Annotated in this window: 26 protein-coding genes and 1 pseudogene; 6 read left to right on the plus strand and 21 right to left on the minus strand. The window is 58.1% G+C overall.

Annotated features, from left to right (window positions below):
- Positions 1-10: 10 nt before the first annotated feature.
- The 4 genes from LU688_RS27555 to LU688_RS27570 are packed head-to-tail and all read left to right on the plus strand — an operon-like array spanning position 11 to position 2,697.
- Positions 11-340 (plus strand): hypothetical protein, encoded by a 330-nt coding sequence (locus tag LU688_RS27555; protein WP_081941348.1) that lies wholly within the window; start codon positions 11-13, stop codon positions 338-340.
- On the plus strand, positions 330-1,460 hold the full coding sequence (locus tag LU688_RS27560; RefSeq protein ID WP_232887904.1) for a copper resistance protein B: 1,131 nt from the start codon (positions 330-332) through the stop codon (positions 1,458-1,460). The genes LU688_RS27555 and LU688_RS27560 overlap by 11 nt, the downstream gene beginning before the upstream one ends.
- 9 nt (positions 1,461-1,469) lie before the next feature.
- Complete coding sequence (locus LU688_RS27565; RefSeq protein WP_232887903.1) at positions 1,470-2,252, plus strand: c-type cytochrome; 783 nt, start codon at positions 1,470-1,472, stop codon at positions 2,250-2,252.
- Complete coding sequence (locus LU688_RS27570) at positions 2,242-2,697, plus strand: DUF411 domain-containing protein (RefSeq protein WP_232887902.1); 456 nt, start codon at positions 2,242-2,244, stop codon at positions 2,695-2,697. Before LU688_RS27565 ends, LU688_RS27570 begins: the two co-directional genes overlap by 11 nt.
- A gap of 69 nt (positions 2,698-2,766) precedes the next feature.
- Here the strand turns inward: LU688_RS27570 and LU688_RS27575 are convergent, their stop codons facing one another.
- The 10 genes and pseudogenes from LU688_RS27575 to LU688_RS27620 form a co-directional block, all read right to left on the minus strand.
- A complete protein-coding gene (locus LU688_RS27575) occupies positions 2,767-3,099 on the minus strand; it encodes a DUF2790 domain-containing protein (protein ID WP_232887901.1) in 333 nt (110 codons plus the stop codon).
- Positions 3,100-3,343: 244 nt separating this feature from the next.
- Positions 3,344-3,975 (minus strand): annotated as a pseudogene (locus LU688_RS27580) (cation diffusion facilitator family transporter).
- Positions 3,976-4,095: 120 nt separating this feature from the next.
- On the minus strand, positions 4,096-5,328 hold the full coding sequence (gene arsJ, locus LU688_RS27585) for an organoarsenical effux MFS transporter ArsJ (RefSeq protein WP_232887900.1): 1,233 nt from the start codon (positions 5,326-5,328) through the stop codon (positions 4,096-4,098).
- Between the two features lie 9 nt (positions 5,329-5,337).
- The gene (locus LU688_RS27590) at positions 5,338-6,342 is read right to left on the minus strand and encodes an ArsJ-associated glyceraldehyde-3-phosphate dehydrogenase (RefSeq protein WP_232887899.1); all 1,005 of its coding nucleotides are present in this window, start codon (positions 6,340-6,342) and stop codon (positions 5,338-5,340) included.
- A 32-nt stretch (positions 6,343-6,374) separates the two neighbouring features.
- Positions 6,375-6,878 carry a cyclin-dependent kinase inhibitor 3 family protein gene (locus LU688_RS27595; protein ID WP_232887898.1) on the minus strand — a complete coding sequence of 168 codons (504 nt, stop codon included), beginning with the start codon at positions 6,876-6,878 and terminating at the stop codon, positions 6,375-6,377.
- A gap of 12 nt (positions 6,879-6,890) precedes the next feature.
- On the minus strand, positions 6,891-7,607 hold the full coding sequence (arsH, locus tag LU688_RS27600; RefSeq protein ID WP_004575545.1) for an arsenical resistance protein ArsH: 717 nt from the start codon (positions 7,605-7,607) through the stop codon (positions 6,891-6,893).
- 3 nt (positions 7,608-7,610) lie between these two features.
- A complete protein-coding gene (arsB, locus tag LU688_RS27605; RefSeq protein ID WP_232887897.1) occupies positions 7,611-8,672 on the minus strand; it encodes an ACR3 family arsenite efflux transporter in 1,062 nt (353 codons plus the stop codon).
- An 18-nt stretch (positions 8,673-8,690) separates the two neighbouring features.
- Complete coding sequence (locus LU688_RS27610; RefSeq protein ID WP_232887896.1) at positions 8,691-9,161, minus strand: arsenate reductase ArsC; 471 nt, start codon at positions 9,159-9,161, stop codon at positions 8,691-8,693.
- A gap of 19 nt (positions 9,162-9,180) precedes the next feature.
- The gene (locus LU688_RS27615; protein ID WP_028692329.1) at positions 9,181-9,537 is read right to left on the minus strand and encodes a metalloregulator ArsR/SmtB family transcription factor; all 357 of its coding nucleotides are present in this window, start codon (positions 9,535-9,537) and stop codon (positions 9,181-9,183) included.
- Positions 9,538-9,545: 8 nt separating this feature from the next.
- A complete protein-coding gene (locus LU688_RS27620) occupies positions 9,546-9,959 on the minus strand; it encodes an arsenate reductase ArsC (protein WP_232887895.1) in 414 nt (137 codons plus the stop codon).
- 116 nt (positions 9,960-10,075) lie between these two features.
- Here LU688_RS27620 and LU688_RS27625 point away from each other — a divergent pair, with 116 nt between their 5' ends.
- Both LU688_RS27625 and LU688_RS27630 read left to right on the plus strand, forming a co-directional pair.
- Positions 10,076-10,414, plus strand: a complete 339-nt coding sequence (locus LU688_RS27625; protein ID WP_232887894.1) for an ArsR/SmtB family transcription factor — start codon at positions 10,076-10,078, stop codon at positions 10,412-10,414.
- Positions 10,415-10,455: 41 nt separating this feature from the next.
- Positions 10,456-11,538 carry a flavin-containing monooxygenase gene (locus LU688_RS27630; RefSeq protein ID WP_232887893.1) on the plus strand — a complete coding sequence of 361 codons (1,083 nt, stop codon included), beginning with the start codon at positions 10,456-10,458 and terminating at the stop codon, positions 11,536-11,538.
- Here the strand turns inward: LU688_RS27630 and LU688_RS27635 are convergent.
- The 11 genes from LU688_RS27635 to atpG all read right to left on the minus strand — a co-directional run bounded on the left by LU688_RS27635 (position 11,474) and on the right by atpG (position 25,678).
- Entirely contained in the window at positions 11,474-11,998 is a 525-nt protein-coding gene (locus tag LU688_RS27635; protein WP_232887892.1) for an arsinothricin resistance N-acetyltransferase ArsN1 family A, read from the minus strand. The genes LU688_RS27630 and LU688_RS27635 overlap by 65 nt on opposite strands.
- A gap of 256 nt (positions 11,999-12,254) precedes the next feature.
- On the minus strand, positions 12,255-13,925 hold the full coding sequence (locus LU688_RS27640; protein WP_232887891.1) for a TnsD family Tn7-like transposition protein: 1,671 nt from the start codon (positions 13,923-13,925) through the stop codon (positions 12,255-12,257).
- A 15-nt stretch (positions 13,926-13,940) separates the two neighbouring features.
- Positions 13,941-15,401, minus strand: a complete 1,461-nt coding sequence (locus tag LU688_RS27645; protein WP_232887890.1) for an ATP-binding protein — start codon at positions 15,399-15,401, stop codon at positions 13,941-13,943.
- Positions 15,398-17,566: a Mu transposase C-terminal domain-containing protein gene (locus tag LU688_RS27650; protein WP_232887889.1), complete on the minus strand. Its 2,169-nt coding sequence runs from the start codon at positions 17,564-17,566 to the stop codon at positions 15,398-15,400. The genes LU688_RS27645 and LU688_RS27650 overlap by 4 nt, the downstream gene beginning before the upstream one ends.
- Entirely contained in the window at positions 17,566-18,420 is an 855-nt protein-coding gene (locus LU688_RS27655; RefSeq protein WP_232887957.1) for a TnsA endonuclease N-terminal domain-containing protein, read from the minus strand. The genes LU688_RS27650 and LU688_RS27655 overlap by 1 nt, the downstream gene beginning before the upstream one ends.
- 281 nt (positions 18,421-18,701) lie before the next feature.
- A complete protein-coding gene (gene glmS, locus LU688_RS27660; RefSeq protein WP_094010832.1) occupies positions 18,702-20,537 on the minus strand; it encodes a glutamine--fructose-6-phosphate transaminase (isomerizing) in 1,836 nt (611 codons plus the stop codon).
- A 12-nt stretch (positions 20,538-20,549) separates the two neighbouring features.
- Complete coding sequence (locus tag LU688_RS27665) at positions 20,550-21,317, minus strand: DeoR/GlpR family DNA-binding transcription regulator (protein ID WP_046857650.1); 768 nt, start codon at positions 21,315-21,317, stop codon at positions 20,550-20,552.
- A 143-nt stretch (positions 21,318-21,460) separates the two neighbouring features.
- Complete coding sequence (gene glmU / locus LU688_RS27670) at positions 21,461-22,828, minus strand: bifunctional UDP-N-acetylglucosamine diphosphorylase/glucosamine-1-phosphate N-acetyltransferase GlmU (RefSeq protein ID WP_094010831.1); 1,368 nt, start codon at positions 22,826-22,828, stop codon at positions 21,461-21,463.
- 121 nt (positions 22,829-22,949) lie between these two features.
- Positions 22,950-23,369: a F0F1 ATP synthase subunit epsilon gene (locus LU688_RS27675; RefSeq protein ID WP_011536500.1), complete on the minus strand. Its 420-nt coding sequence runs from the start codon at positions 23,367-23,369 to the stop codon at positions 22,950-22,952.
- Between the two features lie 44 nt (positions 23,370-23,413).
- Complete coding sequence (gene atpD, locus LU688_RS27680) at positions 23,414-24,790, minus strand: F0F1 ATP synthase subunit beta (protein WP_023628563.1); 1,377 nt, start codon at positions 24,788-24,790, stop codon at positions 23,414-23,416.
- A 27-nt stretch (positions 24,791-24,817) separates the two neighbouring features.
- Positions 24,818-25,678, minus strand: a complete 861-nt coding sequence (atpG, locus tag LU688_RS27685; protein ID WP_023628562.1) for a F0F1 ATP synthase subunit gamma — start codon at positions 25,676-25,678, stop codon at positions 24,818-24,820.
- Between the last annotated feature and the right edge of the window lie 32 nt (positions 25,679-25,710).

Genomic DNA, 25,710 nt, shown 5'->3' on the forward strand with positions numbered 1-25,710 from the left:
GAGATTTGAGATGAGCAAACCAATGAAACGTAGCGCCTTTTTCTTCTCTGCTGCCATGGTAGGACTTCTGGCTGTTTACGCCCCGTCCTCGTGGTCCGGTGAAAACCATGACCAACATTCCCAGAAGTCTGTAGATACACCTAATGCAGCGAAATCCAACGCAGGAGCAAAGACGGCGCAGGATAAGCAGTCCGGTAGCATGGACCATGGCTCCATGAAGGGCATGGATCACGGGTCCATGGAAGGTATGGACCACGGCTCGATGGAAGGTATGGATCACAGCAAAATGATGGAATCGCAGGGCGGCGATAAAGCAAAGGCAGGGAAAGATGACCAATAGGCTGGCACGACCATCGCTCTTGGCATTGGCTGTCTCCCTGGGCGCATTCGGGGGGACAACTGGTTTTGCGGCTGAAGAAATGGACCATTCGGCAATGGGGCATGGATCTATGCAAATGGACTCTGCCCCTTCTCCAAAACCGATGCCGGGTATGGACCACAGCCAGATGGGAGCGAGCAAGCAGGAGAAAAAACCTGCCCCTGCTGATCATAGCAAGATGGATCATGGCGCTATGCAGGGTAGCATGGGCACCATGGATCACAGCACGATGGGACATGGTCAACCTAAGGTGAAGCCTGCCCCTATGGATCACAGCAATATGGGTCATGGGAGCATGGAAGGGATGGGGCCCGGAACGATGGATCATTCAAAAATGAACCACGGCTCCGCTGATGCACCTACTGCCGCCAGTCGCACCCCCATTCCTGTCCTGACGGATGCGGACCGTAAAGCGGCTTTTCCCCCTTTGGGCGGTCATGAGGTTCACGACAGCGCCATCAACAGCTTCTTCTTGTTAGATCAGCTGGAGTATCAGGATGCTGACGAGGGTAGCACCTTGGCGTGGGATGCCTCTGGGTGGGTTGGTGGCGACATCAATCGTCTTTGGATTCGCTCCGAGGGCGAGCGAACAAATGGTGTAACCGAGGATGCCGAGCTGCAGCTCCTCTACGGCCGATCAATTGGTCCGTGGTGGGATGTCGTTGCAGGGGTACGCCAGGATTTCCAACCCGAATCTCCCCAGACGTGGGCAGCCTTTGGCATTCAGGGCATGGCTCTCTATGCGTTTGAAGCGGAAGCCACGGCGTTCATTGGTGAGAATGGCCAGACTGCCGCACGGTTGGAAGGCGACTACGACATCCTTTTAACCAATCGCCTGATCCTACAGCCCACCGCCGAAGCGAACTTCTATGGCAAAAATGACCCTGAGCGTGGTGTTGGTTCAGGTCTTGCCAATACCGAGGTGGGGCTACGACTTCGGTATGAAATTGTTCGCCAGTTTGCTCCCTACATAGGCGTCACCTGGAGCCGCTCTTACGGCAAAACTGCTGACCTGATTCGGGACGAAGGCGGGGATGTAAGTGAAGCGCGTTTCGTTGCCGGCATTCGGATGTGGTTTTGAGAACCTGACATGAAAAAGACAATTACAACATTGGTCGCAGCAGGCGCCGTGGGTAGCGCGGCTGTATTGGGAACCGCCTATTTTGGCCTGGTCAACGTGGGCGCTGATGACCCTCATTTCCCCGCTGTGCATGCTTTTCTCGCCATGGCGAGAGATCGCTCCATCGAAGTGCGTGCCAAGGATATCGAGGTACCGAATCTCAAAGATGAAACCCTGATTCGAACAGGCGCCGGAAACTACAATGCCATGTGCATTGGCTGTCACCTCGCCCCAGGCGTTGATAAGACCGAGCTCAGCCAAGCGCTTTACCCGTCCCCACCCGATCTCTCCAAGATCGGTGATGGTGGGGACGCTGCCGCTGCATTCTGGACTATTAAACACGGCATTAAAGCCACCGGCATGCCTGCTTGGGGCAAGAGCATGGGTGATCAATACATCTGGGGGATCGTTGCTTTCTTAGATCAGCTCCCACAGATGAACGCTGAGCAATACAAGTCAATGGTAGCGACCAGCGGCGGCCATCAGCACGGCGGTGGGGAAAGTGATATGCACAATCATGAAGGCCAGCACGATAAAAGTGACGCTGATCTCCACGGCGAGGCGGCCTCCGCGAAGGGCCATCATGATATGGGACAGCCTGAAGCCCATCATGCGCAGCCTGCAGATGCCAAGCCTGAAACCGATCACCACAACGAGCATGAAGTCACGGAAGCTGATAGTGACCATCACTCCAAACCGACCCCAAATACGCATACTCACAAAGATGGTAAGGAGCACACCCATGAGGGCTAGAAGGCGATTCCTTAGCTTGGCAGCACTCGCTGCTTTTCTCGTGCTTCCGCCAGTTAACGCGGCAGTGCCAACCACTATTGACGTGCACCGGGATGCAAACTGCGGGTGCTGTAAAAAGTGGATTGCTCACTTGGAGCAAAATGGCTTAAAGGTCATCGATCACGTTGAAGCCGATATGAGTGCTGTTAAGCAGACGCTAGGGGTAGCTCCGCGCCTAGCTTCCTGTCACACCGCAGTGATAAACGGAAAGTTCGTTGAAGGTCATGTTCCGGCCGAACAGATTCGACAGCTTTCAGAGCGAAATGATTTGGTCGGGGTCGCCGTGCCTGGTATGCCTGCTGGTTCTCCAGGAATGGAGGTGGATGGCGTAAGTCATGCTTACCAGGTCATAGGCCTTACCACAGGGGGGGAAGATCGCGTGGTTGCAGATTATCCTGCCAAGTAAACCTACCAACCAACGAAAACGGCGCCTTCCTGGCGCCGTTTTCGTTGGATATGTGAGCATCTGAACTCCTCAATTCTGGCCGCGGCAACCAATACCGGATGTACGGTACTCGAGGATGTTGAGCTTTCCACTTGAGTCTTCATAGTTCATCTGTGCTGGCATCACGTCGCAGCTACCCCGGTTCGAGGTCACGCTGATCACTTTGGCCACGTCGAGCTTCATCCCATAGCGATAATGGGTGACCTCAGGTTCGTTTTTCCCGTTGGCGGCGGCGTACGCCCGCATTGCTTGCTCATTTGCCTGAATCATCTGGCCATGCAGGCGGTCTGAGCCCCCCTCAGCCAGTGCAACCGAGGAGGCAGTCAGAATCAGCAAGGCGGCAATACTTTTGATAGCTTTCATGTTCATCACTCCGATCTGGTGTGATTAATCTTAAGCGGGTTGACCTGTCGGCCAAATGATCGGGGGATTACATCTAAGTAAGCCTTCTTTGCACTAAATCGGGAAAACGACGGTTGATAGAGTAGCCATCTTCATCGGCCGCGATGTGGCGAAGGAAACAGCGTTGATTCCGACTCCCGTCCTTCCACTCTGCTTCGATACGCTGCTTGCCGGTTACGCCGATCCAACACAGGTTGGGGGTCTGCTATGAGACCGCTCGGATCTCGACCGTCAGATGGCAGACTTCGTGAACCGGCTTGATCCGTTCACGAATACTCTCCGCGCTGCCAGTGACTTCACCAAGAACGCTGACGATAGCGGCATGTAGGCCGATTTCAGATTGTTATCGTGCCCGTGGTGAACATGATCGTGGTCGTGACTGTGGCCGTGACCCAGCAACAGTGCACTGACAACATTGACTATCAATCCGGCAATCGCGATTAGCGTAGCGGTACCGAACTGAACGTCTGTTGGTTGCAAGAGGCGCATGACAGATTCAATGCCAATTCCCAAGGCGACGATGCCGAGAATCAATGCAGAGGCAAAACCGCCCAAGTCCCCTACCTTTCCGGTACCGAAACTGTAGCGTTGGCTGGAAGCGTGCCGTTTTGCATATCCGTATGCGGCCGCCGCGATGCCCAATGCACCGGCATGAGTTGCCATGTGAAATCCATCGGCCAATAAAGCCATCGAGCCTGTGAGATAGCCTGCGGTGATCTCTCCAACCATCATCACAACGGTCAATGCCACGACCCAAAGCGTTCGCTTGGCGTTTTCATCATGTGCCGAGCCAAGAAACATATGGTCGTGTGTGTGATTGATGCTGGTGCTGCTCATGTGCGTATATGGCGAGTGGACAGGCTCCGCAGTTACGCGCACAGCCCGTAGCTCTATTTCTGAGATCGAGCAGTTTCTGGTGAAAGCGGAGGCTTGAGTGCCTCCGATCTTCCTCTGTGCTCAGTGGGTCTGCTGGGCCATTTCGCTGTGCCTGGGCAACCCGATCGAGATGAGCGCGGCAGCCAATACGAAGACGCTCGAGACCCACAAACAAGCCTGCAACCCATAGGCTTGGAACACCCAGCCCGACAGCAGCGTGCCGACCAGCCGCCCCAGGGCGTTGGACATGTAGTAGAAGCCTACGTCCAGGGAGACGCCGTCTTCCTTGGCATAGCTGACGATCAGGTAGCTGTGCAGCGATGAGTTCACCGCGAACAGCACGCCGAACAGCATCAGCCCACCGAGCAGCACCACCTGCGCCGACCATTCTGCCGATAGGCCCACGGCAATAAGCGCAGGCAGTCCGGCCAGGGCGAGCGCCCAGATGAAGGCCACTCGGCCGTCCGGCACATGACCTCGTTTCTTGCCGGTGATGTGAGGAGCAAACGACTGGACGATGCCGTAGCCAATGATCCACGCGGCGAGGAAGCCGCCGACCAGCCAGAAGTCCCAGCCAAACGCGGTGCTCAGGTACACCGGCAGCGCCACGACGAACCAGATGTCCCGGGCACCGAAGAGAAACAGCCGTGCGGCCGAGAGGATGTTGATGGCTCGGCTCTTGGACAGCATGTCGCGGAACTTGGGTTTGGCCTTGGCTTTGCCCAAGTCCTTTTTCAGCAGCACCAGACTGCCGATCCAGATCATGGCCAGTACTGCCGCCATGGCCAGCACCGCCAGGGTGAAGCCGAGCAACGCGAGCAGTGCTCCGCCGAGGAAAAAGCCCACACCTTTGAGCGCGTTCTTCGAGCCCGTCAGGATGGCCACCCATTTGTAGAGAGTGCCTTGCTGGCTGTCCGGTACCAGGAGCTTGATGGAGCTCTTGGCGCTCATCTTGTTCAGGTCCTTGGCGATGCCGGACAGCGCCTGAGCGGCCATCACCCACGGCACGGTCAGCCAGGCTGCCGGTACCGTGAGCATCAGCAAGGCCAGCACCTGCATGCCCAGGCCGATGTTCATGGTGCGGTTGAGTCCCAGGCGGGCGCCGAGGTAGCCGCCCACCAGGTTGGTGATCACGCCGAACACTTCGTAGAACAGGAACAGCGCGGCGATCTGCAGCGGCGTGTAGCCCAGCGAATGGAAGTGCAGTACCACCAACATGCGCAACGCGCCGTCGGTGAGGGTGAAGGCCCAGTAGTTGCCGGTAACCAGCAGGTACTGACGCACTTCCGCAGACAGGGCTGACAACGCCTTCATGACCGTGGTTTACTCCGCTGCGCCGACCAGGCGGGCCAGTTCCGCTGCACGGTTGGCGTAGCCCCATTCGTTGTCATACCAGGCGTAGAGCTTCACCTGGGTGCCACTGACCACCAAGGTCGACAGTGCGTCGATGATCGAGGAGCGCGGATCGGTGCGATAGTCGATGGACACCAAGGGGCGCTCTTCGTAGCCCAGGATGTCTTTCAACGGGCCTTCGGCCGCCGCCTTCAGCAGAGCGTTGACCTCTTCAGCCGTTGTCTCACGTTCCACTTCGAACACGCAGTCGGTCAGCGAGGCGTTGGCCAGCGGTACGCGCACGGCGTGACCATTCAACTTGCCGCGCAGCTCGGGGAAGATCTCGGCGATCGCAGTAGCCGAGCCCGTGGTGGTTGGGATCAGGCTCATGCCAGAGGCACGGGCGCGGCGCAGGTCCTTGTGCGGTGTATCGAGGATGCTCTGGGTGTTGGTGAGGTCGTGGATGGTGGTGATCGATCCGTGGCGGATGCCCAGGTTTTCGTGAATCACCTTGACCACCGGGGCCAGGCAGTTGGTAGTGCAGGAGGCGGCGGTAACGATGCGATGCTGCGCCGGGTCGAACAGGTGCTGGTTGACGCCCATCACCACGTTCAGTGCGCCTTTCTCCTTCACTGGAGCGCAGACCACCACACGTTTGACGCCCTGATCCAGGTAGGCCTGGAGCACGGCTACCGACTTCATCTTGCCACTGGCCTCGATGACCAGGTCGCAGCCCGACCAGTCGGTGTCGGCGATGGTCTTGTTCGCGGTGACCTGAATACGCTTGCCATCGATCACCACCGTACTGCCCTCAGCACGGGCTTCACGAAGCCAGCGGCCGTGGACCGAGTCGAAGTTGATCAGGTGGGCATGGGTCTCGGCGTCGCCGGCCGGGTCATTGATCTGCACAAACTCGAACTCTGGCCAGTCCCAAGACGCGCGCAGCGCCAAGCGACCGATGCGGCCAAACCCATTGATGCCTACTTTGATTGCCATGTTGTTGTTCTCGCGTAGCGGTCAGGGGACGGTCAGAGGGTATTGGCGAACTGGTTGATGTAGTCGACGTGCGCAGGGTTCTGAATGGCACGTGGGCGCAGGGCCCGGACCTGAGTAACAGCTTCCTGCACGGGAATGCCGCACTCGATCATCAGGCGGGCCGCAAACAGGCCGGTGCGGCCGGAGCCGCCTTTGCAGTGAATGGCGATCGTCTTGCCAGTCATCACCAACTCTTTCAGGCGTTCCCGGTGGATCTCCCAGGCGGCAGCAAAGGGCTCGCCGGGTGCCTGGTCGTCTTCCACCGGCAGGTGGAACCATTCGAGGCTCAGCAGTTGGCACTCCTCGGGAAGCAGATCGATCTCGTTCTGCAGCAGTTCTTCACTTGGCATCAGGGTGACCAGTGCACTCGCACCGGCTTCGCGCAGCGTTGCCAGCGCCTGAGATACCGAGGTGTCCTTGGTGCCTGGGCACGGAGTGAAGATCAGCTGGCCGACCAGTTCGGAACTGGCCAACACGGAATACGGGTGCAATTGCATGCTCAGAAAGCCTCAAATGGATCGTTGATTGACACGCTTGGATAGTTCTTCAGCCGACTCTTTACGTTCGGAGTAGCGGTCGACCAGGTAGTCGGAGCGGTCGCGAAGCAGCAGGGTGAACTTCACCAGCTCCTCCATCACGTCGACGACACGGTCGTAGTACGCCGAGGGCTTCATGCGGCCGGCCTCGTCGAACTCCAGGTAGGCCTTGGGTACGGACGACTGGTTAGGGATGGTGAACATGCGCATCCAGCGGCCGAGGACGCGCAGCTGGTTGACCACGTTGAACGACTGGGAGCCGCCGCAGACCTGCATCACCGCGAGGGTCTTGCCTTGCGTCGGCCGCACGGCGCCCATGCTCAGTGGAATCCAGTCGATCTGCGACTTGAACACGCCGGTCATCGCGCCGTGGCGCTCAGGCGAGCACCAGACCATGCCTTCCGACCACAGCACCAGGTCACGTAGTTCCTTGACCATGGGATGGTCATCGGGCACGTCATCCGCCAGTGGCAGGCCAGTGGGATTGAAGATTCGCGTCTCCGCACCGAAGTGCTCCAGCAGGCGTGCCGCTTCTTCTGTCAGCAGACGGCTGAAGGAGCGTTCCCGTGTCGATCCGTACAGCAGCAGAATGCGGGGTTTATGGGTGGACTGCTGCTCGATCGCGAGCTTGTCGGCGGACGGCAGGTCGACCAGTTCGTTGTCGATGTTGGGGATGTGGTGTTCGGTCATGATTTACTCCTGAGACAAGGCACCAGAGCGCTGATCAAACCAGCGACGCTTGAGCCACAAGGCCACGCCCACCAGTGAGATCAGTACCGGCACTTCCACCAAGGGCCCGATGACTGTTGCAAAGGCAACCGGCGAAGCGAGGCCGAAGGTAGCGATGGCCACGGCAATGGCCAGTTCGAAGTTGTTGCTTGCTGCAGTGAACGCCAGCGCGGTGGTGCGTGGGTAGTCGGCCTCCAGCAGCTTGCCCATCCAGAAGCTGATGAAGAACATCACCACGAAGTAGATGGTCAGCGGGATGGCGATGCGCAGCACATCCAGCGGCAGTTGCAGCACCATGTCGCCCTTCAGGCTGAACATGGCCACGATGGTTAGCAGCAACGCCACAAGCGTCAGCGGGCTGATCTTCGGAATGAAGCGTTCCTGGTACCAGGTCTCGCCCTTGCTGCTGATCAGGATCTTGCGGGTCAGGAAACCGGCCAGGAACGGGATGCCCAGATAGATCAGCACCGATTGGGCGATTTCGAGGAAGCTGGTCTCGATGACGCTACCCTCAAGGCCAAACAGAGGCGGCAGCAGGCCCAGGAAGATCCAGGCGTACACGCTGAAGAACAGGATCTGGAAAATGCTGTTGAAGGCGACCAAGCCCGCCACGTATTGGTTGTTGCCACCGGCGATCTGGTTCCACACCAGCACCATGGCGATGCAGCGCGCCAGGCCGATGAGGATCAGGCCGGTCATGTACTCGGGGTTGTCGGAAAGGAACACTACCGCCAGCCCGAACATCAGTACCGGGCCGATTACCCAGTTCTGGACCAGCGACAGCACGAGGATGCGCTTGTCCTTGAAAACTTGAGGCAGTTCCTCGTATTTCACCTTCGCCAGCGGCGGGTACATCATGACGATGAGGCCAATCGCGATGGGGATGTTTGTCGAGCCTACCGACAGGCTGTTCAGCCACGCGGGCAATCCCTGGAACAGACTGCCCAGGGCGATACCCAAGCCCATGGCCAGAAAGATCCAAACCGTCAGGTAACGGTCGAGGAAGGAAAGTCGGCTTTTGCTCATGGTGGATCTCCCTATACGTCAGAGCGTTCCGATGCGGGCCAGCTCGACCTTGAGCTGGGCGGCATCCAATTGTTCAAAAGGCAGTGCGAGGAATGCCTTGAGGCGTCGCTTGATCTGCTCAAGCGTGGTGTCGAACGCCGCGTCCAACTCGGCGGGGTTGCCCTGCAGGTCCGACGGATCGGAAAGTCCCCAGTGGGCTTTTACTGCCGGCCCGAAGAACACGGGGCAGGCTTCGCCGGCAGCCTTGTCGCAGACGGTGATGACAAAGTCCGGGGCCAGCTCGGCGTGCGCATCGCTGGACTTGCTGCTGAGGCCATCGCTGGAAATACCGGCGCGCTGCAGCGCGGAGATGGACAACGGAGGTACCTCGCCTTTGGGCTGGCTGCCGGCGCTGTAGGCCTTCATACCGGCCGGGGCTAGGTGGTTGAACACGGCTTCTGACAGGATGCTGCGGCAGCTATTGGCGGTGCAGAGGAACAGAACTTTCATCGGTTTTGCTCGGCAGTGATCAGCAGCAGGTGGCGACGCGCTGTGGGCGGTCACCCATTGCGTCCAATCGAGTGGAACTGCTGTTCAGCCACTCGCTATTGGCCTCCAGCGTCGTTTTCAGGATCTCGCGTACCCAGGCGGGCAGCTCTGGATGCAGCCGGTAGTACACCCATTGGCCCTGGCGGCGGTCTGCCAGCAGGTCACACGTGCGCAGCTGCGCCAGGTGGCGGGAAACCTTGGGCTGGCTTTCTTCCAGTGCACAGGTCAGCTCACAGACGCAGAGCTCTTCCTCGCGGGCGATCAGCAGCATCATCCGAATGCGGTTCTCGTCGGCGAGGCATTTGAAAACCTTGGTCGGGGTCAGTGGATCAGTCATAGCGATTCTCAGTGTTTGGTTTTCACGAGGACGAACATCTTGATGCGCTCATGGAGCTCGTGAAGCGTGTGGCGGAAGGCATCGTGCTTGTCGCTGGTGACTGGATCTTCGAAGTGCCACATCAGGCGCTCCCCGAATTCCGGCAGGACCTGGCACTCCAGCACAGCCTTGTCACAAAGGGTAATGACGTAATCGAAGTGTTCATCGGCGAACTCATCGATGGACTTGCTGCGCAGGCCGCTGGCATCGATACCGAGGTGCTCAAGCGCCGCGAAGGTACGCGGATCGACCTCGCCAGGCTGAGTGCCGGCGCTGAAAGCTTCAAAACGCACAGGGCCTGTGTGTCGGAGCAATGCTTCGGCGAGCTGGGAGCGAGCAGCGTTTGCGGTGCAAACAAACAGGACGCGGATCTTGCCAGTCATCACGAGGTACTCTGCGCATATATGATTTTTCGAATATACGCTTTTTCGAATGTATCGCAACCCCTCTGAGGATGGGTGGCTTTACATGTGCATATTCGTGCACATATATTGGCGACATGACGACCAACCTGAACCTCCGCACCCAAGCCATCGACGCTGCCATCGAGTCGCTGGATGAGGCCTTCTTCAAAGCGCTCTGCGAGCCCTCCAGGGTCGCGGTGTTCAAGCGCGTGCTCCTGCTGGGCTGGGCGGATGTCGGCGAAATCGCCAAAGAGCTGCCGCAGGAGCGCTCGGTGGTCTCCAGGCACCTACAGGTGCTGCACGACGCCCAGATCGTGAAAGCCACCAAGGTGGGCAGGCAGGTGTTCTACGAGGTGAATGGTGGGGCGATCATCGAGCGCCTTGAGGGCTTGCTCCAGCGAACCAAGGGTCTGGTTTCGCTGTGCTGCCCGTAGCTAGCCCTTTTTTGACCTTATATATGCATGGGTGCGCACATATGAATAAGTCGAGTCGCGTGTTGGATGTGGTCGTCATCGGTGGTGGGCAAGCGGGTTTTGCGCTTGGCTGGCATTTGCAGCAACACGGCTTGGACTTTCTCCTCCTGGATGAGCAGACACACCCTGGTGGGAATTGGCGCAACTACTACGACAGCCTGCAACTGTTCTCCCCGGCGGAGTATTCAGCGCTACCGGGGATGGTGTTTCCCGGTGATCCCAAGAGCTACCCGCTGCGAGACGACGTGGTGCAGTACCTGGAGTCATACGCCGCCGAATTTCAGCTGCCTTTTGAGGGCGGTACCCGGGTGCTGGAAGTCGTGCAGAAGGACAAGGCATTTGAGGTTCTCGCCGCCAACGGATCGACCTTCACGGCGCGTGCGGTGGTCGTGGCATCGGGGGGCTTCAGCCGTCCAAACATGCCTGACATTCCTGGCCTGGAAAGCTTCTCAGGGACCTGTCTGCACAGCTCGGCGTATCGAACGCCTGAGGCCTTTGCCGGCCAGCGTGTCGTCGTAGTTGGTGCGGCGAATTCGGCTGTTCAAATTGCCTATGAGCTTGCCGGCGTTGCGCAGGTAGTGCTGGCGACTCGCGAGAAAATCCGCTTTTTCCCGCAGCGGATCCTGGGGCTCGATTTTCACGCCTGGTTGAAACTCACCCGGCTGGAGCACACGCGCTGGTTGAGTGACCAGAGCACGCCTGTGCTGGATACCGGCAAGTACCGGGCTGCCCTGGACTCCGGGCGGCTCCAGCGCAAAGCGATGTTCCAGCAGGTATTGCCCGATGGCGTTGTCTGGGCGGATGGAACCACCCATCAGGCCGACGCGCTGATTTTCGCCACGGGCTTCCGGCCGAACCTGGCGTTTCTGGCACAGCTCCCAGTTGTTGGCCGGCATGGGAACGTTCTGCAGCGAAACGGGGTGGCAGATCAGGTGCCAGGTCTGTACTTCGTCGGGCTGCCAAAGCAAAGGAACTTCGCCTCAGCAACCCTCAGGGGTGTAGGAGCTGACGCGGGCTACCTCATGCCCCAGTTGCTTCGCCATCTGGACCGGGCTGGTTCGATGGAAAAATCCGTTCAACGATAGCGCAATCCAGCCACCGACCTTCAAGACAAGCATGCTTCTCATAGACGCCAACCGTCCTGAAGCCGCAGGCCTGGCAGAGCGCGAGGCTCGCCTCGTTGAAGGTGAAAATGCGGGAGAGGACTTTCCAGAAACCACGTGCCTCAGCCTCGCTGAGCAATGCCTTGAGCAGCGCCTTGCCAATGCCACGTCCGCGGACGTCACGGTGCAGATAGATCGAGAAGTCGGCGATGCCGGCGTAGCACGAACGCGCGCGGTAGCTGCTCAGGTTTGCCCACGCCACTACCGCGCCGTCGACCTCGACGACCAGCACTGGATAGCGGGACATATCGGCCACCCAGGGCTGTACATCCATGGCGGTGCGCGGCTGGGTCTCGAACGTAGAGCTGCGGTCTTCGATCCCCTGGTTGTAGATCTCGGCAATGGCCTGAACATCACTGGGTTGAGCGAGGCGAATGTGCATCTGACTTCCTTTTCGATTGGCGGGAACAACGAGCTGGATAGAGGTATCAGCTGGAGCTGATCACCATGATTAGGCCCCTGGCTGAGCAACCTACTCGATTAAAGCGATGAAGGGGATGGCGAGCGAGTCGCCAGCCGAATTTCCCGCTGACTCTGTTCGTAGTGCGCTATAGCGTTACCTTGTTAAATTAACCGAATGGTCAGCTTATAAGGCGATTTTCCAGAATCTACATCCGCGCCTCATGCGACCTAACAGCTCAAATCCCAGACCTGATACATGCGGTGCGATACAGCGCTGATCGGGTCACTCTTCGCTGTTCACCCTCCAACTTTGCCTTTGCCCACAGCAGACGTCGGAGGTGAAACAGTTCGGCGGGCTCACAAACCTGCTCCAGTGCTCTCGCACAAAGGGGGAGCTTAGCTAGCTGCTTTTGGATACGTGATAGGACGTGCAGCTCCCGACCGATGCGGGTGCGCGTGATCCTGACGGGTCTCCCATCTACGCCACGAAGCCACTGTGCACAGTCCCTCACCTGCTCGGCGAGTTGCGAGTCGAGGACCGCAAACGCGCCGGCGCTATCAGCTCGGCTTGCGTGGACACTGCCACAGTTCGCAATGCGGTCTGTAAGCCAAATCCGATCGCATCGGTAAAGCCATGCATAGTTACGACATTGGTGAGCATGCAGGTGCCGATAGTCCCTCTCGAAGGCTGTTCGGCGCTGCCGACGCTCGCGCAGGAATCTTGCGTCTCTCCATGCGCTTGGGCCGCAGTGAACGGCGCGGATAGTCCGGTAAACATAAGCCAGGGATACACCCAGAGTGTCGGCGATTAGCCGTGCTTCCTGCCCGGTAAAAGCCAGCCTGCAAACTGCTGCGGGTAGGCCTTCCCATCCCTCAGGTATGATTTCTCTTGGCCCTAGTGGTGAGGAAGGGATATCAATCAGCGTCGCACGCTTACCCACAGGTGGCGACGGTTCTTCATCGCGAGGGATGCAAGCTAGGTCGACCTCCAATGCGGTGGACAGCACAATGTATTTGAGTGGATGGTGAGTGCATCTGGGTTTCCGGAGCAGCTTGGTGACCCACGTCGCGGGGAAACCAGCAGGGGCTTCTCGAAGCACCGAATACTCCCAAGCGGCTGGGAGCGCTTTGAAAAAACTGGCCATGTGCGCAGCCAAACGGGGCAGGTCTAATCGCCGTTTGGCTCCAGTGGTCAAGTCCAGGTTGGCAGCCCCTTGCAGGAGCCAAGTGCGTAAAGCGGGAGCTGGAAGAGGGTTGAGCTCCAAATCGAGGAGCTGCAATGACCTCAAGGCAATTTGATACAACCTTTGAAGCGTGTCCGTGCAAGCATCAATTTGGATCGAATGGGTTTGTATCTCTTCGTCGTCAGGCAAGTTGAGCTGCCGGGAAATACGGCTGCTCGAGCCGGGATCTACCACCTTGAGCAGCTTCATGTGGTGTGGGCATACCAGCACACCAGGCAGCTGGTGTACGCGGTGCCAGTATGCTGCGCCAACACGCTCAATGTCCTCATGGAGGCATTCGGAGCAGAACCGTATTCTCGAAGCGCTCTCGACCCGACTGGCATTGATGCCCAGTTTCAGCATCAGGCCACTACCATCGCCAGTCATCGAGACCTGAGCATGCTGCAATTGGTCGTAGGTGAGAAAGGGGGCGAAATACGGCAGTACGGTATGACGCTTGATGATTTGAGCCACCGACAGGTCCATACCGCGGGGAAGTGACTCAACCAAATCGCCCAACCTACTTGGAAACGCCACGTTCTGAGTGAACGAAGCTGCAGCGTCCTCTCCAGCGAAAGCTGCTTTGCGGCTACCTCCACCGCAAAGCCGAGCGTAGCGAGAGAGGACACTGTGAAGTGTCTCGTCGGGGAAGACCGCCGGGAAGAAATGGAATTTCAGCGCCATTCCACCACCTTCGATTCATGATTTTCGGTAGGCCGGTGAAAACTCAAAAAGGTCCGTGCTGATCCAGCCAGCGGACTTCAGAGCCGCCAGGCTGTCTTGCTCTTCACTCAGTGCTTTCGCTTCCGATGTCTCCACCGCAACAGCTGCTGGAGCCGTTGGTTTACTTGAAACAGCCGCTGGAGGGAGAGCCTCTGGCTTCGCATGTGGCTTCACGCCACGAAGCAAGGCAAGACCCTCTGATCGCAGAAGCCCATCGAAGGACATCATGTCGATCAACTGCTCCTCAATGGGGAGCAGGTCGTCAAACTGTCTCATGCGAGCAGGATCTCGGCTGCGTAGAGCCGACAACGCTGGCTTGAGGATCTGCATCTTAGTGTTGCTCACCTTGGCGATTATCTCGGCACTCAGGCATTCGGAACCACTTTGAATGGCATAGCGCTGGCTGAGCACCAGTAGCTTTACCAGGAAATCAGTTACGCCTTGAGTGTAGTCGTACAGTGCATCGCAAATCTCGGGGGTTAGCTCAGCCGTCTGCTTGCACCACTGGTAACTCCAGAGGTTCTCAACCAGGATCTGCCATTCTTCATTGTTCTTCTCAAAGCGCTTGAATTCGACCATCCCACCGCCGCAAGTGCGCCGGGCAACGCGCATGACGTCCGAAATCAGGCTGATCATCGAATTCGTGCCGATGAATACGACTGGGATGCCGATGTTGTTCACTAGGTTAAGGAAGAAGTTCAACATGCTTTCCTTCCCGCCCGATTTTGCTAGGCGGAGATTTTGCAGCTCATCGATGAGCAAGGCGCCGATGTAAAACGTACTGGCAACCTGCTCCATCTGTTTCAGCGCATCATTGATGTTACGGTGCCGATGTCGCTTGTAATAGTCCTTGTCACCCAGTGCCAGTCCGACCGCGTGGAAGAACTGCTGACAGAACCCACCCAGGGAACCATCCCGCGGACAATCTAGTTTCAGCCACGTGATCTGGGTTTGGACGAACTGATGGCCCTCATAACGCTCGTGTCGAATCGTCTGCGGGTAAAGGCTTAGGATGGCGTGCAGAGCGGTGGACTTCCCAATACCACTCAGGCCCACCAGAGTGAAGGCGTCAGCTGTCGACCTGAAGGACTCGTGATATCGCTGAGCCCCCGACAACGAATGCAGATGCCTCACCGTGTCTGGAGAGGTCGGATTACGCCCGACGTATCCGCGGCGGATCAGAAGGGAGAACATGGACTCAAGCTCCAAGTGCAGCAGGAACGGCTGCACTACCGTCTTCAGGCGCTCAATACAGTGAATCCGTGTTGCACTCTCGAGTTCGAGTTCTTCAGGTACTACCGGCTGGGGAAAATTCGAAATCAGCTCGATGGCCTTCGTTTCTGGAAGAATCGGCGGTAGTGCTTCGATCAACGGATTGCCTGCATACTCCGAGATAGCCTGCTTCGTGTAGCTCGCAAAAATCTGTGCGCCTTTCATTGAGCCTGTCCTGGCCGACGTCTTTTGAGCAGATCAATAACCTCTGCACTGCGAGGGCCCGCGTAAGAGTCGTGCGCGATGGCAGGGGCATCCGCGACGGGCTGGACTGGTTCGGCACGGACACCATCTGGGACAGTCGCGTTTTCGCGCCCCAGAATCCGCTCCTCAGCGCGATTCTCGCGAATGTTGGCCACAGCCTCTGCCTTGGTCCTAGGTGGAGGTTCAAGCTTCTGCTCAGCCTGTGCATTGGTGATGATTTGTTCTACGGTGTCGACCAGGCCCACGCGGCTCTCCAGCTCCGCACGTTTATGAGCTGGGGGTGTCTGCCGGTAGGCCTCCAGAAGATCGTAAATCTCGTCCGAGCGGTAACTCGCGTACTTGATATCCGAGCGGCGAAGGTCACAGCGAACAAACTGCTTGTTCTCACCCTGGATCCAGATATGCGCTGCCGAGTTGGGATCGAATCGGCAGTCGATTGACCAGACCCCATTGCGCCGCGCTTTGGCGAACCAATTGTCGTTGATCGCCATCTCGCAGACATAGTGCATCCCGCGGAAAATGACTCCACCCTTTTGGACAGTGGCTCGTTCACGAGGCAACAGATGGAGATAGATCAGTTCGTCAGGCCGATTATTGGCCTGGATCAGGTCATTCTCTGAAGCCCAGGTCCAGATGCCCATCGGGGTCGGCTCAACCCCATCGTTCATCATCGCCTGGGTCAGCCGGTCTGGTTGCCGGTGATGGCGGTTGTAGTGCAGGACACACTCGATGACAATCCGGGTGAACTCCTTCAGGTTCAGTGTGGCATCGAGGCGATAATCTCGCTGGCCTCGTTCCTGTTCACGCGCAGCCACTCCACCCGGTAGCCACCTGATACCAGTTAGGTCATTGAGGATGCCAAATCGGCTCTCGACCATAGGTTTCCAATCCGGTCGATACGGAGGAGCGGTGCCCATTTCGATGCCCAGTCCAGTCGCCAACCCCTCCGATGCCAAAGACAGCATCTCGCCTCTGTCAGCGTAGATATTGTGTGGCAGGTGGTGGCAGTTCCACTCCTCCGGAGTGATTTCAACATCATATTGCGCGCAGAAATCTACCTTGGAGGTGAACGCGTTGAATAACGCCTGCCGAGCGCCATTCCAGCTTGGCCCCTCTAGCCCGACATACAGCCCGACTATCATCCCCGAGAAGCTGTCCACCACGATGTACACCACCGGCCGGCCGATGAGCATCCGCCTGGAGTAGCTGTTGACCAAGTAGATATCGGCAATCGTCGCGTCGATCTCAAACTGGTGGCAAGGCCCTCTGAGCCAATCTCGAACGGTACCGGAAAGCGGGCGACAATCCTTGAGCCACTTTGTCAGCCCCTTACGGCCACGATCAGTTTCTACTTCGTCAAAGAATTGTTTTCCCCAATAATCAAACTGATTGAAGTTTGGAATTTCTGACTCGGGAAGCAAGCGAACTCTATTTTCTGCATTTTTAGAAAGATTTTTCACCGAATAGAATTTTTTAAGCATCTTGTCGTAAGCGCTACGAATTGTAGATGTCTTATCATTGGTATACAGCGAATAACCTATACGAATGCAGCGTTTATCTGTAACGCTGAGCAACTTTGAAGGCGAAACAAGCACTCCTTGAAACTTTGGCTTTGGTCCTGGCCGCTTGTCAGGGGTGTAGTTACGGTTTTGTACACCAACGGCCGAATAGTTTTTCAGGAGTGCGTTTCTTACCTGGCCGTAAAACCAGTATCTGTACAGGTTCCGGTAGATTGTCTTTCGCTGTATACCTAACTCTGCGGCCCTGTTACCGACCAACCGTCCCATTTCGCCATGAACGAATATCTGCCCTGGATAGGCCGGATCCAACAGAGGGGCAATAACCGCCCACTTTTCATCCCTGTCTCGCTTGGCGGTCTCATCGAGGTCATCCTCAAGGACCAACAGGAACTCCGGCACTGCCGTAACCACTGACTTGGTGTCGCCAGACTCCAGTGATAACTTGAGCTCCTCAAGCCCCATTGGATAGGGCTTTCCAGGAGGATCAATCAGGCTCATAACGATCACTGCATCGTGTGCCTCATCGACATGAATTGCCCTCACCATAGTAGAAAGCACAGAGAACTCTGTGACGGGTTCGAATACGTCATTTACTGAAATATTCATTACGACCTCTCTCTCAGTGAACTCAACTCAGATGGATAAACGATATGGAAATCAGGTAACGGCGAAGTTAGGTGAAGAGGCACATTGCACAGATCAAGCCGGATGAATTTACGCCAAATCAGGTTAAAGAAAATGTCCCGCGCCTCCGCATATGGGATAGACAAACGCTTGGAAATTTTCCTCAGGCACTCTGACATCGTAGCCCAGGCGTAAGGTTTGCTAGACTCTAGAAGTTCTAGAAACTCCGAGTGCAATGATGAATTCATCAGGGCGCGAGGCAGTTGAGCATATCGCCTTAGCAATCCAAGGTTTTTAATCAGATCAGGCGTGAAATCTTCTTCTGTGACGATACTCCAGTCCACTCCTTGACTCATCCAGAATCGTCTTTCGACTTCTAACTTTTGTAGCGTCCGAAGAGCGTCTTCGCCCAGCAGATCCTTTTGATATTTGATAGTTCTGGCGACAGACTTGAAGTCTCCATTTGGCTGTTTAACAGTTAACAGGAAGTCTGTCGTCATAACCAATGGAACGTTGGTCTTCATGTACCTTGGGTAACGAACACCAATCGCTCTTGCGATTGCCTGGGGGCTTTCGAAAGGCAGCAGTGGATACTGCTCGCGGATATCTACAACGTTTTCAGAGAACTCGAGGACTAGAAGATAGGCCCGTTCAAGATCGGACAGGAGATGATGCATGCGCTCGATTTTGACGCCTTGGATCTTCCAGGAGCGACCTGTGGAGGGCACGTCCTGTACGCGTAACCAAGGCATGTAGCCGACTCCGGCGCCTGCTCCAAATCCATTTGCGATGTGCCGTTCAATGTCCTGCTTCGATGAAAACCTACGACCGCGCAACCCCACCTCCTCAGCCCAACCGGACCGCTTCACCTCACTCGCAAAAATAGTCATAGGAAAAAACCGACCTACTAAGCGGCCCGTCGATGGAATTCCAACACTACTCCCGCTGACAAGTGAAGCGGCTGATCCGGACAAACGGCTTGGCCCATAAACGGAAAACCCCCGTAAATACGGGGGTTTGCGCGTTGTGTCAAACTATAATTGCTTGTGTCAAACTTTAACCTTTTGTGTCAATCTATAATCCGTGCAACCACCCTCCCTTTTCAACAGCAGTAGCGTTACTCCACCGTCACCGACTTGGCCAGGTTGCGCGGCTGGTCGACGTCGGTGCCCTTGAGCACGGCGACGTAGTACGACAGCAGTTGCAGCGGGATGGTGTAGAGGATCGGTGCCAGCGCATCGTTGATGTGCGGGACGTTGATCACATGGGTGCCTTCGCCATTGCTCATGCCGGCCTGCTCGTCGGCAAAGACCACCAGCTCACCACCACGGGCGCGAACTTCCTGCAGGTTCGACTTGAGCTTTTCCAGCAGCTCGTTGTTAGGAGCCACGGTCACCACGGGCATATCGTTGTCCACCAACGCCAGAGGACCATGCTTGAGCTCACCGGCCGGGTAGGCTTCGGCGTGGATATAGGAGATTTCCTTGAGCTTGAGCGCGCCTTCCATGGCCACCGGGTACTGGGCACCGCGGCCAAGGAACAGGGTGTGGTGCTTGTCGGCGAACAGCTCGGCGATCTTCTCGACCACGCCATCCATCGCCAGCGCTTCGCTCAGGCGTGCCGGCAGGCGGCGCAGCTCGTCCACCAGCTCGGCTTCGACACCGGCCTCGAGGGTACCGCGCACCTGGCCGAGGGCCAGGGTCAGCAGCATCAGCGAGACCAGCTGGGTGGTGAAGGCCTTGGTCGAGGCGACGCCGATCTCCGGCCCGGCCAGGGTCAGCAGGGTCAAGTCGGATTCACGCACCAGCGAGCTGATGCCCTTGTTGCAGATGGCCAGGCTGCCGAGGAAGCCCAATTCCTTGGCATAGCGCAGGGCCGCCAGGGTGTCGGCGGTCTCGCCGGATTGCGAGATGGAGACGAACAGGGTGTCCGGCTGCACCACCACCTTGCGATAGCGGAACTCACTGGCGACTTCCACCTGGCAAGGGATGCCGGCGAGGCTTTCGAGCCAGTAACGGGCGACCATGCCGGCGTGGTAGCTGGTACCGCAAGCGACGATCTGCACATTGCGCACTTTGCCGAACAGCTCGGCGGCCTGGGGACCGAAGGCCTGCACCATCACATGGTCATTGCCCAGGCGACCTTCCAGCGTACGCTGCACCACGCCGGGTTGCTCGTGGATCTCCTTGAGCATGAAGTGGCGGTAGTTGCCCTTCTCGGCGGCTTCCGCACCTTCGTGATACTGCACCGTCTCACGCTGGACCGGCTGACCGGCCTGGTCCCAGATCTGCACCTGAGTGCGACGAATCTCGGCGATATCGCCCTCTTCCAGGTACATGAAACGGTCGGTGACCTGGCGCAGGGCCAGTTGATCCGAGGCCAGGAAGTTTTCACCGAGGCCCAGGCCGATCACCAGGGGGCTGCCACTGCGGGCAGCCACCAGCCGGTCAGGCTGGCTGGCGCTGATCACGGCCAAGCCATAGGCGCCATGCAGGCGCTTTACCGCGGCCTTGAGCGCATCGGTGAGGTCGGGGATGGTCTTGAGCAGATGGTGGATGAGGTGCACGATCACCTCGGTGTCGGTCTGCGAGACAAAGGTGTAGCCCAGGCCCTTGAGCTCTTCGCGCAGTTCCTCGTGATTCTCGATGATGCCGTTGTGCACCACCGCCACTTCATGGCCAGAGAAGTGCGGGTGGGCATTGTGCACGGTAGGCGCGCCATGGGTGGCCCAACGGGTGTGGGCGATACCCAGTTGGCCAGCCAGCGGGTCGGCGGCAACCGCGCCTTCCAGTTCGCTGACCTTGCCGATGCGGCGGCGACGCTCGAGCGCGCCTTGCTGGGTCAGGACGGCCAAGCCGGCGCTGTCATAACCACGGTACTCCAGACGCTTGAGGCCTTCGATGAGAATGGCTGTGATATTGCGCTCAGCAACGGCACCGACGATTCCACACATAAGATGTTGCTCCTAGCTGATAGCGGCGCAGATAAGGGTGATGCCGCGGGCTTGAATCCGGTCGCGTGCCTCGGCGGGCAGGCGATCATCAGTAATCAGGGTATTCACGCTGCCCCAGGGCAGCTCGAGGTTGGGGATCTTGCGGCCGACCTTGTCCGACTCGACCATGACGATCACCTCGCGGGCCACTTCGGCCATGACCCGGCTCAATCCCAGCAGTTCGTTGAAGGTCGTTGTGCCACGTTCCAGGTCGATGCCGTCGGCACCGATGAACAGCTGGTCGAAGTCGTATGAGCGTAGTACCTGCTCGGCCACCTGGCCCTGGAAGGACTCCGAGTGCGGGTCCCAGGTACCACCGGTCATCAGCAGCACGGGTTCATGCTCTTGTTCGCTGATAGCCCGGGCCACATTGAGCGAGTTGGTCATCACCACCAGGCCTGGCTGGCGCCCGAGCTGCGGGATCATCGCCGCCGTGGTGCTGCCGCTGTCGATGATGATGCGCGCGTGTTCGCGGATGCGTTCTACCGCAGCACGGGCAATGGCCTGCTTGTAGAGGGACACCGGCTGGACCGTGTCGCCCAGCAGCTCCTGGGGCATGGTCACCGCACCGCCGTAGCGGCGCAGCAGCAGGCCGTTGGCCTCCAGGGCATGCAGATCCTTGCGGATGGTCACTTCGGAGGTTTCGAAACGCTTGGCCAAGGCGTCGACACTGACCTCGCCCTGCTCATTGAGCAAGGCCAGGATATTGTGGCGCCGTTGAGGGGTATTTCGTTTCGACATGTGGATTTAAGTTTCGATTCGAAAGATAAGTGTTGCAATCAAAACCTAAGTCAATCGATTCGTCAAGTCGGGCATCAACCGGCAAACAAAAAGGCCGACTTATTCACATAAGCCGGCCCTGTGCAAAAAGCGCTGTGGATAACTCAGCTCTTCTTGATCTTCTCCGGCCGTTTCCAGCCTTCGATATTGCGCTGGCGTGCACGCGCAACGCCCAACTGTCCCACTTCAACCATCTGGGTAATGGTCGAGCCCGCTGCGGTAGTGGCTCCGGCCTGGATTTCCACAGGGGCAACCAGGGAGTTGTTGGAGCCAATGAACACGTCCTCACCCATCACCGTGCGGAACTTGTTGGCACCGTCATAGTTGCAGGTGATGGTGCCTGCGCCGATGTTGCTGCGGGCGCCGATCTCGGCGTCGCCCAGGTAGGTCAGGTGGCCGGCCTTGGCGCCCTCGCCCAGGTGGGCGTTCTTCAGCTCGACGAAGTTACCCACATGCGCCTTGGCCTCCAGCACGCTGCCTGGACGCAAGCGGGCGAACGGGCCGGCATCGCTGCCCTCACCCATCACCGCGCCTTCGATATGACTGTTGGCCTTGATGACCACGCCCTTGCGCAGGGTGCTGTCCTTGATCACACAGTTCGGGCCGATCTGCACGTCGTCCTCGATGACTACCCGGCCTTCGAGAATGACGTTGATGTCGATCAGCACATCGCGGCCGACGGTCACTTCACCACGGACATCGAAGCGCGCCGGATCGCGCAGGGTGACGCCCTGGGCCATCAGGCGACGGCCTTCGAGCAGCTGGTAGTGACGCTCGAGTTCCGACAGCTGGCGGCGATCGTTGGCGCCCTGCACTTCCATCGGGTCGTGGGGCTGTTCGGTGGCGACCACCAGGCCATCGTCCACGGCCATGGCGATCACGTCGGTGAGGTAGTACTCGCCCTGGGCATTGTTGTTGGACAGACGGCCCATCCAGTCGGCCAAGCGTGCGGCCGGCATGGCGAGGATACCGGTGTTGCCTTCCTTGATCGCCTTTTGCGCTTCGCTGGCGTCCTTGTGCTCGACGATCGCGGTCACCTTGCCCGCGGCGTCACGCACAATGCGACCGTAGCCGGTCGGATCTTGCAAGGTTACGGTCAGCAGTCCCAACTGTTGTTCGCTGACCTTGGCCAGCAAGCGCTGCAGGGTCTCGACCTCGATCAACGGCACATCGCCGTAAAGCACCAGCACGGTGTCGGCGGTAATCGCCGGCAACGCCTGGGCCACGGCATGGCCGGTGCCCAGTTGCTTGTCCTGCATGACGAAGTTCAGATCGTCGGCCGCCAGGCGTTCGCGCACCAGCTCCGCGCCGTGGCCGATAACCACGTGAATACCCTGGGGCTGCAACTGGCGGGCGCTGTGGATAACGTGGCCGAGCATGGAGTTGCCGGCAACCGGATGCAGCACCTTGGGCAGCGCGGAGCGCATGCGGGTGCCTTGGCCTGCGGCGAGAATGACGATATCGAGGGACATTGACTGGCTACCAATACTGGGCGGTCAGGGACGTGACCAAAGGGGAAATTCAGAAAAGAAAAAGGGTAGCCGAGGCTACCCTTTAACTCAATCGCATTGGAAGTGACCGGCCAAGGCCAGGTTACTTGCCCTTGCGCAATTGCTGGACGGTACGCAGCTGAGCTGCAGCTTCGGCCAGACGTGCGGCAGCAGCACCGTAGTCGAAGTCCGAGCTTTTCGCGTTCAGCGCGTTCTCAGCAGCCTTGAGGGCTTCCTGAGCCTGAGCTTCGTCCAGGTCGGCAGCGCGCTGCACGGTGTCGGCAAGAACCTTGACCATGTTCGGCTGCACTTCGAGGAAGCCACCGGAGATGTAGAACACCTCACGATCACCACCTTGCTTGGTCAGCGTGATCGGACCAGGCTTGAGATTGGTGATCAGCGGCGCGTGGCCTGGAGCGATACCCAGATCGCCCAGGTTTCCGTGCGCTACTACCATCTCGACCAGGCCGGAGAAGATCTCTCCTTCCGCGCTGACGATATCGCAATGGACTGTCATAGCCATCTGCTTGCCTCAACCTGATTAGCGCCCCTTGCGGGGCGCCGGGATTACAGTTTCTTGGCTTTCTCGATCGCTTCGTCGATGCTGCCGACCATGTAGAACGCTTGTTCTGGCAGGTGGTCGTAGTCACCTTTGAGGATGCCGCTGAAGCCAGCGATGGTGTCCTTGAGCGAAACGTACTTGCCTGGCGAGCCGGTGAAGACTTCGGCCACGAAGAACGGCTGCGACAGGAAGCGCTGGATCTTACGAGCGCGGGCAACCAGTTGCTTGTCGGCTTCGGACAGTTCGTCCATACCCAGGATCGCGATGATGTCCTTCAGCTCTTTGTAGCGCTGCAGAACATACTGAACGCCACGTGCGGTGTCGTAGTGCTCGGTGCCGATCACGTTCGGGTCCAGCTGGCGCGAAGTCGAGTCCAGTGGATCGACCGCTGGGTAGATACCCAGGGAAGCGATGTCACGGGACAGAACGACGGTGGCGTCCAAGTGGGCGAAGGTGGTCGCTGGCGACGGGTCGGTCAGGTCGTCCGCAGGTACGTATACGGCCTGGACGGAGGTGATCGAACCTTCCTTGGTCGAAGTGATACGCTCTTGCAGAACGCCCATCTCTTCGGCCAGGGTCGGCTGGTAACCTACTGCCGAAGGCATACGGCCCAGCAGTGCGGATACTTCGGTACCGGCCAGGGTGTAACGATAGATGTTGTCGACGAACAGCAGAACGTCGTTACCTTCGTCACGGAACTTCTCAGCCATGGTCAGGCCGGTCAGCGCTACGCGCAGACGGTTTCCTGGTGGCTCGTTCATCTGACCGTAGACCAGCGCTACCTTGTCGAGAACGTTGGAGTCCTTCATCTCGTGGTAGAAGTCGTTACCCTCACGAGTACGCTCACCCACACCAGCGAACACGGAGTAACCGCTGTGTTCCATGGCGATGTTACGGATCAGTTCCATCATGTTGACGGTCTTGCCGACGCCGGCACCACCGAACAGACCAACCTTACCACCCTTGGCGAACGGGCAGACCAGGTCGATAACCTTGATGCCGGTTTCCAGCAGGTCGTTGCCGCCTGCCTGGTCAGCGAACGAAGGCGCTGGCTGGTGGATACCGCGACGCTCTTCTTCGCCGATCGGGCCGGCTTCGTCGATCGGGTTGCCCAGGACGTCCATGATACGGCCCAGGGTTGCCTTGCCAACAGGTACCGAGATGGCAGCCTTGGTGTCGACGACATCCAGACCGCGCTTCAGACCTTCGGTCGAGCCCATCGCAATGGTACGAACCACGCCGTCGCCCAGCTGCTGCTGAACTTCCAGGGTGGTTTCCGCGCCTTGTACTTTCAGCGCGTTGTAAACACTCGGCACGGCGTCACGTGGGAATTCCACGTCGATGACGGCGCCGATGATTTGAACGATACGTCCGCTACTCATAGCTGGATCCTCTGAATTTTTGAACCGTTAAACCGCGGCAGCGCCGCCGACGATTTCCGAGATCTCCTGGGTGATCGCAGCCTGACGCGCCTTGTTGTAGATCAACTGAAGCTCTTTGATCAAATCACCGGCGTTGTCTGTGGCGTTCTTCATGGCGATCATCCGGGCCGCTTGTTCAGCAGCGTTGTTCTCGACCACCGCCTGGTACACCTGCGACTCCACGTAACGCACCATCAAGCCGTCCAGCAGCTCTTTTGCGTCGGGTTCGTACAGGTAGTCCCAGTGGTGCTTGAGTTCCTGATCCGGGGTTGCCACCAACGGTACCAATTGCTCGACCGTCGGTTTTTGGGTCATGGTGTTGATGAACTTGTTCGAAACCACCGAGAGGCGATCGATACGGCCGTCGAGGTAGGCGTCCAGCATCACTTTGACGGAGCCGATCAGATCGTTGATCGATGGCTCTTCGCCCAGGTGGCTGATCGCGGCTACGACGTTGCCGCCAAAGATGCGGAAGAAAGTCGCACCCTTGCTGCCGATCACGCACAGGTCGATTTCAACGCCCTGTTCGCGGTTTTCGCCCATGTCCTTGACCAGGGCCTTGAACAGGTTGGTGTTCAAGCCACCGCACAGACCACGGTCACTGCTCACCACGATATAACCAGCGCGCTTTACAGGGCGCTCGATCATGAACGGGTGGCGGTATTCCGGGTTGGCGTTGGCCAGATGACCGATCACCTGGCGGATACGCTCCGCGTAAGGACGGCTAGCAGCCATGCGCATTTGTGCCTTGCGCATCTTGCTGACCGCCACTTTCTCCATGGCGCTGGTAATTTTTTGCGTGCTTTTGATGCTCGCAATCTTACTGCGAATCTCTTTTGCGCCTGCCATGTATCACCTATCAGGTTAGCAAGCGGGGGCCG

The sequence above is a fragment of the Pseudomonas soli genome (assembly GCF_021283165.2).
GTDB lineage: Bacteria > Pseudomonadota > Gammaproteobacteria > Pseudomonadales > Pseudomonadaceae > Aquipseudomonas > Aquipseudomonas soli.